The 6990-nt window shown below is 75.3% G+C and carries 5 protein-coding genes; 4 read left to right on the forward strand and 1 reads right to left on the reverse strand.

The annotated features are described in order from the left end of the window. The first annotated feature begins 18 nt into the window (after nt 1–18). Together ACZ4VL_RS18995 and ACZ4VL_RS19000 are read left to right on the forward strand one after the other, a co-directional pair. On the forward strand, nt 19–1365 hold the full coding sequence (locus ACZ4VL_RS18995) for an SWIM zinc finger family protein (RefSeq protein WP_468200985.1): 1347 nt from the start codon (nt 19–21) through the stop codon (nt 1363–1365). Nucleotides 1366–1685: 320 nt separating this feature from the next. Further along, nucleotides 1686–3278 (forward strand): DUF5691 domain-containing protein, encoded by a 1593-nt coding sequence (locus tag ACZ4VL_RS19000; RefSeq protein WP_468200987.1) that lies wholly within the window; start codon nt 1686–1688, stop codon nt 3276–3278. Between the two features lie 306 nt (nt 3279–3584). Here the strand turns inward: ACZ4VL_RS19000 and ACZ4VL_RS19005 are convergent, their stop codons facing one another. Further along, the gene (locus ACZ4VL_RS19005; RefSeq protein WP_468200989.1) at nt 3585–3986 is read right to left on the reverse strand and encodes a cobalamin B12-binding domain-containing protein; all 402 of its coding nucleotides are present in this window, start codon (nt 3984–3986) and stop codon (nt 3585–3587) included. A 299-nt stretch (nt 3987–4285) separates the two neighbouring features. Here ACZ4VL_RS19005 and ACZ4VL_RS19010 point away from each other — a divergent pair, with 299 nt between their 5' ends. Together ACZ4VL_RS19010 and ACZ4VL_RS19015 are read left to right on the forward strand one after the other, a co-directional pair. After that, nucleotides 4286–5047 (forward strand): esterase/lipase family protein, encoded by a 762-nt coding sequence (locus ACZ4VL_RS19010; RefSeq protein ID WP_468200990.1) that lies wholly within the window; start codon nt 4286–4288, stop codon nt 5045–5047. Nucleotides 5048–5271: 224 nt separating this feature from the next. Continuing rightward, nucleotides 5272–6804 (forward strand): M23 family metallopeptidase, encoded by a 1533-nt coding sequence (locus tag ACZ4VL_RS19015; protein WP_468200991.1) that lies wholly within the window; start codon nt 5272–5274, stop codon nt 6802–6804. The last annotated feature ends 186 nt before the right edge of the window (nt 6805–6990 follow it).

Below are 6990 nucleotides of genomic sequence, written 5' to 3' on the forward strand. Positions count from 1 at the left end.
GTCCCTACGGTGGTTGCCATGACCGATCAGCAGGTCCGCTGGACAGCGGAACAGGTACTGGCCCTGGCTCCTGACGTTGCGTCACGCAAGGCCGGCGCCAAGCTGGGCGGGGCAGGCCCCTGGTCCGAGACCGGAAGTTCCGCTTCCGGTGCGGTGTGGGGGGCGTGCAAGGGCAGCGGCGCCACGCCGTACCGGACGGTGGTGGACCTCACCGGCCCCGCCTTCAAGTGCTCCTGCCCGAGCCGGAAGTTCCCGTGCAAGCACGCGCTGGGACTGCTGCTGCTGTGGGCCGCCGAAGGGTTCGGCGAGCCTGCCGGGGCACCGGAGTGGGCCGGCTCCTGGCTGGCCGGACGGGCCGCGAGGACCGCCCGCCCGGCGGCCGCGGCGGCCGGGCCGGCCGATGCGGAGGCGGCGCACCGCCGGGCCGAACGGAGGGCGGCCCGGATCGGCGCGGGCGTCGCGGAGCTGGAGCAGCGGCTCGCCGACCTGGTCCGCGGCGGACTCGCCGGCCAGGAACAGGCGGGATACGCGCCCTGGGAGGAGACGGCGGCCCGCATGGTCGACGCCCAGGCGCCCGGACTTGCGGCCCGCGTCAGGGAGTTGGGGACGATACCCGGTTGCGGCGCCGGCTGGCCCGCCCGGATGCTGGAGGAGGGCGCGCTGCTGCACCTGCTGAACCGGGGCTGGCTCGGGGTGGCAGGCCTGCCGGAGCCGCTCGCCGCGACGGTACGGAGCAGGGTGGGGCTCCCGAACGCCGCCGCGGAGGGGGAGGCCGTACGGGACCGCTGGCTGGTGCTGTCCCAGTACGACTCGGTGTCGCCGGACGGCCGGCTCACCACCCGCCGGACATGGCTGCGCGGGCTGGAGAGCGGGCGCCCGGCCCTGGTCCTGGACTTCGGGCCGCCCGGGCGGCCGCCGGCGCTCGCGCTGCCGGTCGGACTGGCGGTGGAGGCGGAAGCCCGCTTCCGCCCCGGTTCGGCGGGGCTGCGGGCGGACCTCGGGGAGAGGTTCGCCCCGGCCGCGCCGTGCGACCTGGTCCCGGCCGGGACCGACACAGGGACGGCACTGGAGGCGTACGGGGCTGCGCTGCGGGAGGACCCGTGGCTGGAGTCGTGGCCGGTGGTGCTGGGCCCGGTGGTCCCGATACCGGGAGAGCTGGGCTGGCAGCTGGCGGACGCCGAAGGCTCCGGCGCACTGCCGGTCCCGCTCTCCGGGGCGGGCAGCCGGCCCCGGTCGGGCCTGTGGCAGCTGGCCGCACTGTCGGGCGGGGGGCCGCTGACGGTGTTCGGCGAATGCGGCCACCGCGGATTCACCCCGCTGACGGCCTGGCAGCCGGGCTGCCCGGAACCGGTCGCGCTCGGCTGACCGGACGGCCCGGACCACCACCGACAACACGACCGACAACACGACAACACGACAACACGACGAGACGACGGGGGACCAGGAGACGAGGCAGACGGTGCACAGGGGGCCACGGGGAACCGAGGACGGGCGGCGCGGGGGCGCCGTCCGAGGAGGGGCGCGCGGACGCGGGGGCGTCGGCGCGAACGACGACGAAGCCGGGGGGCTTGAAATGAACGACAACCACGCCAGCTGAAGGGCCGGCCGGGGGGACGAGAGCGGCTCCGGTCCCGCGGAGGGGGCGGGACCGGAGCACGGAAAGAGCAACGAGAGGGAGGGAACCGATGGCCACCACGGCCGAGTACACGGGGTGCGGGGAGTGGGAGGAACTGGTCGGCGCCGCGCTGCTGGGCACCGAGCGGCGGCAGGGCGATCCGGCGGCCCTGCTCGACGCGGCGGCCCTGCAGACCGTACGGCGCCGGGCCGGGCTGCGGCCCGCCGCCCCGGGACCGCGGCCGCAGCCCGCTCCGACAGATCCGCGGCCGGAACCGCCGGAGCCGGCCCGGCGGCGGCTCGCCCAGCTGCTGGCCGGGCGGACCGGCGCGGGCAGCGGCGGCGGGCGGCGGGGGGCCGCCCCGGACCTGACGGAGCTGCTCCCGCAGTGGCTGGCCGCCGCCGGACGGCACGGCTACCGGGCGCCGGCGGCACTGCTGCCGGCGCTGCTCGACGCGGCCCGGGCCCGGACGGACCTGCGGCCGCAGGCCCTCGCCCTGGCCGGGCCGCGCGGGGTGTGGCTGGCCCGGCTCAACCCCGACTGGCGGTTCGCCCTGCGCGGCGGGTCGGGCGGCGCGGAACTGCCCGACCCCGAGGACCGGGCGGGGGTGGAGCAGCTGTGGCAGGAGGGGCTGTTCGCGGAACGGGTGGCCCTGCTCGGCGCCGTACGGACCCATGAGCCGGCCGCGGCCGTGCGGCTGCTGTCCGGCACCTGGGGCACCGAGCGGGCCGAGGATCGGCTGATGTTCCTCGACTCCCTGCGGCAGGGGCTGTCGGAGGACGACGAGCCGTTCCTGGAGGCCGCCCTCGGCGACCGGAGCCGCAACGTCCGGGCGACGGCCGCCGAACTGCTGTCCGCGCTGCCCGGATCGGCGCTGGCCGGGCGGATGGCAGAGCGGGCCACGGCCTGCGTGGGGCCGGAAGGAGTGGTCCCGCCGACCGCGTGCGATGCGGGGATGCAGCACGACGGGGTGGTGAAACGGCCCCCCGCCGGGCGCGGGGAGCGGGCCTGGTGGCTGGGCCAGCTGGTGGAGGCGGCGCCACTGTCCTGCTGGCAGGACCGGTTCGGTGGGCTCGACCCGCAGCGGATCGTGGAACTGCCGATCGCCGACGGCGAGAGCTGGCGGGAAGAACTTCACGCGGCGTGGTGCCGGGCGGCCATGCGGCAGCGGGACGCGCAATGGTCCAGGGCGCTGCTCGGCGCGGCGTCGGCGCCGCCCGCCACCGCGCCGGGGACGGCGTCGCTCGCGGAGCGGGCCAAACTGCTGTCCGTCCTGCCGGACGGGGAACGGGCCGACTGGGTCGGGCAGTTCGTGCGGGCGCACGGGCTGTCGGAGGCGTTCCAGCTGCTCGGCGTGTGCGACGTGCCGTGGGCGGGGACGCTCGGGCGGGCCGTCGTCGACGCGTTGGACGCGGCGCGGGAGGCGGGCAGCTACCCGTGGAGCTTCAGCGGGGTGATGGGGCTGGCCGAGCGGTGCCTGGATCCTGCGGAGGCGGACCGGTTGGATGCACTCACCGCCACCGCCGGCGCGGCGGACTACCCCGGGGAGGGGGCTGCCGGGGCGGCTGCGTACTGGGCCGAGGCGTTCCAGCGGCTCGTCGCCACGCTGCGGTTGCGGGCCGCCATGCGGGCCGAACTGGCTCCGGCGCCGCCCTTCCCCTGACGGGTCGAGCAGGGTCGGGCCGTACCCCTGGCCGGGGATCCCGCCGCGTCCCGGTGCGGCGCCGTTCCGGGGGCGCCGCCCCCGCGCCCCCGCGCCTCAAACGCCGGCGGGGCTGGAATTGCCCCGGCGGGGTTGGGATGGCGCGGGCGCGTGGGATTGCCCCGGCCGGGTTGGGATGGCGCGGGCGCGTGGGATTGCCCCGGCCGGGTTGGGATGGCGCGGGCGCGTGGGATTGCCCCGGCGGGGTTGGGATGGCGCGGGCGCGTGGGGGTTGCCTCCCTGGTTGGGAGGGCGGGGATGGCCGGGTTAGCGGCGGATGTTTTCGCGGACCCAGTCGACGATGGACGTCGTCGTGGCGCCCGGGGTGAAGATCGCGGCCACGCCCTTCTCCTTGAGGGGGGCGATGTCGTCCTCCGGGATGATGCCGCCGCCGAACACCTTGATGTCCTCGGCCTCGCGCTCCTTGAGGAGTTCCAGGACGCGGACGAACAGGGTGTTGTGCGCGCCCGACAGGATCGACAGGCCGATCGCGTCGGCGTCCTCCTGGATCGCGGTGTCCACGATCTGCTCGGGGGTCTGGTGCAGGCCCGTGTAGATGACCTCCATGCCGGCGTCCCGCAGGGCGCGGGCGATCACCTTCGCGCCGCGGTCGTGGCCGTCGAGACCCGGCTTCGCCACCACCACACGGATCGGACCGGTCACACCCATCGCACTGCCTCCTGAGTGAACGAACGTTAAGTACAGCATCGCGCACACCGCCGTTTCGCGGTCAAGCAGGAGGGGGAAATCACACGTGGGACGGCGTGATTCACCGCCAGGAGCCGCACCGCACCGGATCGCCGCGCCACCGTACCGACAGCCGCACGGCACGGCGGCGCGGCCGGCCGCAGTCCCGTTCACGGTCATGGGGAGGCCAGGGGAGGCCGTCGATGGGGCTGTCCACACCCGTATCCACATCCACATCTGCGTCCACATCTGCGTCTGCATCCGGGGTCGGGGGCGGGGGTGTGTCGGGGGCCCTGCTGCGGGCCGGGGTCCTTGAGGCGATCCTGTTCGGCGCCCACCTCCTGCACTATCCGACCGGGATCCGGCAGGAGCGGCCCGTCGGCGCGGACTGCGGATCCGACCCGCGGCCGCCCGTGTTGCTGCTGCACGGGTTCAGCGACAACCGGTCCGTCTTCGTCCTGCTGCGCCGCGCCCTCGCCGCCGGCGGCCTACGGCGGGTGGAGGCGCACAACTACTCGCCCCTCACCCTCGACCTGCGCGTCGCCGCCCGCGGCCTCGCCCGGCGGGTCGAGGACCTGTGCGAGCGCACCGGCCGCGAGCGGATCGACCTGGTCGGGCACAGCCTGGGCGGGCTGGTCGGCCGGTACTACGTCCAGTGCCTCGGCGGGGACGCCCGCGTCGGCACCCTCGTCACCCTCGGCACGCCCCACGCCGGCACGCGGATCGCACCCTTCATGGACGCGCACCCCCTGGTCCGCCAGCTCCGCCCGGACTCCGCGGTGATGGCCGAGCTGCGCGCGCCCGCGCCCGGCTGCCGCACCCGGTACGTGGCGTTCTGGACCGAGTTCGACGAACTGGTGGACCCGCCCGGGGCGGCCCGCATCGAGCATCCGGACCTGCGTACCGAGAACGTCCTGGTGACGGGCATCGGGCACCTCGCGCTGGCGGCCCATCCGGCCGTCGCGGCCGCCGTCCTGCGCGCCCTCGACGGCCCCGGTCCGGCGGCCGTCGAACCCCCGGGAGACACAGCCTCCGTCGCCTGAACACCAACCGGCCGGAAGTCGAACGAATTTCGAACTCAAGGCCAAGGCTGCGCATGAAGTCGACCGAAACACGGCCGAATGCCCGGTTCCGCTCAGCTTGGAGCCCGCCGAAGATTGTCGTGGCCAGTGACCGCCGGGTACAGTCACGCCACTGCTCTCCCCAGGGAACCTCCCCCGATCCCTGGCCACCCAGGCCCCCCACTGCCGAGGCGAAAGAGAAGTTGGTGAACGACCGCCCCTCGTCGGGCCTGTACCCGGAACCCGGGTACGACGGCCTTTCCACCACCAGCTTCGCCGGCGATTCGTCCTACGCCGCCTATGAAACGCAGGGTCAGGGCTACGCCTACGCCTCGTACGGCTCGTACGACACCGGCACGTACGACACCACCGCCTGGGCCCCGCAGGCCACTTACCCCCAGGACGGCTACCTGTCGACCGTCCCCGCGCAGGGCTCCTCCACGGACGCCGGCACGGGCACGGGCCAGTGGGACACCACCGCCTGGACGGCGCAGACCCCGGACTACCAGTCCACCGCCACCGCGTTCGGCTACGAGCAGACCGGCCAGTGGGCGGCGCCCGGCTACGGCGCCACCGGCACCGAGACGGGCGCGTACGACGCCACCGCCTGGAACACGGTCCCGCAGGACCAGCAGCAGACCCAGACGTTCTCCTTCGAGTTCGACCAGCAGCAGCAGTACGGCTACTCGGAGCCGGCCGCTGCCCCTGACGCGTACACGGAGACGGCCGTCTTCCAGGCCCTCGACGACGAGTCCGCCGAGCCCGCCCAGGTCGCGGACCAGGACCTGGACCTGGACCTTGATGCGGACCTGGACCTGGACGTCGACCCGGCGCTGGACTTCGACGCGGAGTCCGACCTCGGGCTGCTCGACGGCCAGGTGCACGACATGCCGACCCAGGCGATGCCCGTGACCCCGGCCGCCTCCCCCTCCGGCTCCCCTGCCGGACCGCGCGCCTCGCGCCGCGCCGGCTCCAAGGGCCCGCAGACCTCCGGCAACAGCCGGCGCCGCACCCCGGCGAAGCGTTCCGCCCTGCTGACGGTGGCCGTTCCGTCGGCCTGCGTGATGGGCATCGCCGGTGTCGCGGCCGCCTCCGTCGGTGGCCTCACCGGCGGCGAGAAGCCCTCCGAGGACACCACGACGATGGCCGCGCCCGACCCGGCGTCGGTCAAGCCCGTTGCGGCCAACAGCAAGCTCGACACCCAGCTGGCGGCGCTCAGCGCCGACGCGGGCGACTTCGCGGACCGCGCGAGCCGCACCCAGGAGCGCATCGACCTGCGCCAGCGCCAGGACGAGGAGCGCAAGCGGAAGGCGGCCGAAGAGGCGGCCAAGGAGGCGGCCCGCCCCAAGTTCGCCATCCCCGTCGCGCAGCACGGCCTCAGCGCAAGCTTCGGCCAGGCCGGCGGCATGTGGATGTCCGTGCACACCGGCATCGACTTCCCGGTCGGCTACGGCACGCCGGTCATGGCGGCCACCGACGGCACCGTGCGCACCCAGTGGAACAGCGCCTACGGCAACATGGCGATAGTGACGTCCCCCGACGGCACCGAGACCTGGTACTGCCACCTGGGCAGCACCAAGATCCGGTCCGGCAAGGTCAAGGCCGGCGACGTCATCGCGTACTCGGGCAACTCGGGCAACTCGACCGGCCCGCACCTCCACTTCGAGGTCCGGCCCGGCGGCGGCTCCGCGATCGACCCCGCGGCCTGGCTGCGCAGCCACGGCCTCGACCCGAGCTGAGCCGAGCGACCTCCGGTCCCGCACTCGCACCCGTACGCACTCCGCAGGTCCTGCACGCCGCGCGCACGCCCGTAGGCCCCGCGCGCCCGGGGGGGGGGGGGGGGGGGGGGGGGGGGGGGGGAGGGGGGGGCGGGGGGGGGGGGGGGGGGGGGGGGGGGGGGGGGGGGGGGGGGGGGTGGGGGGGGG

This window comes from Streptomyces sp. NPDC029014, assembly GCF_055564695.1.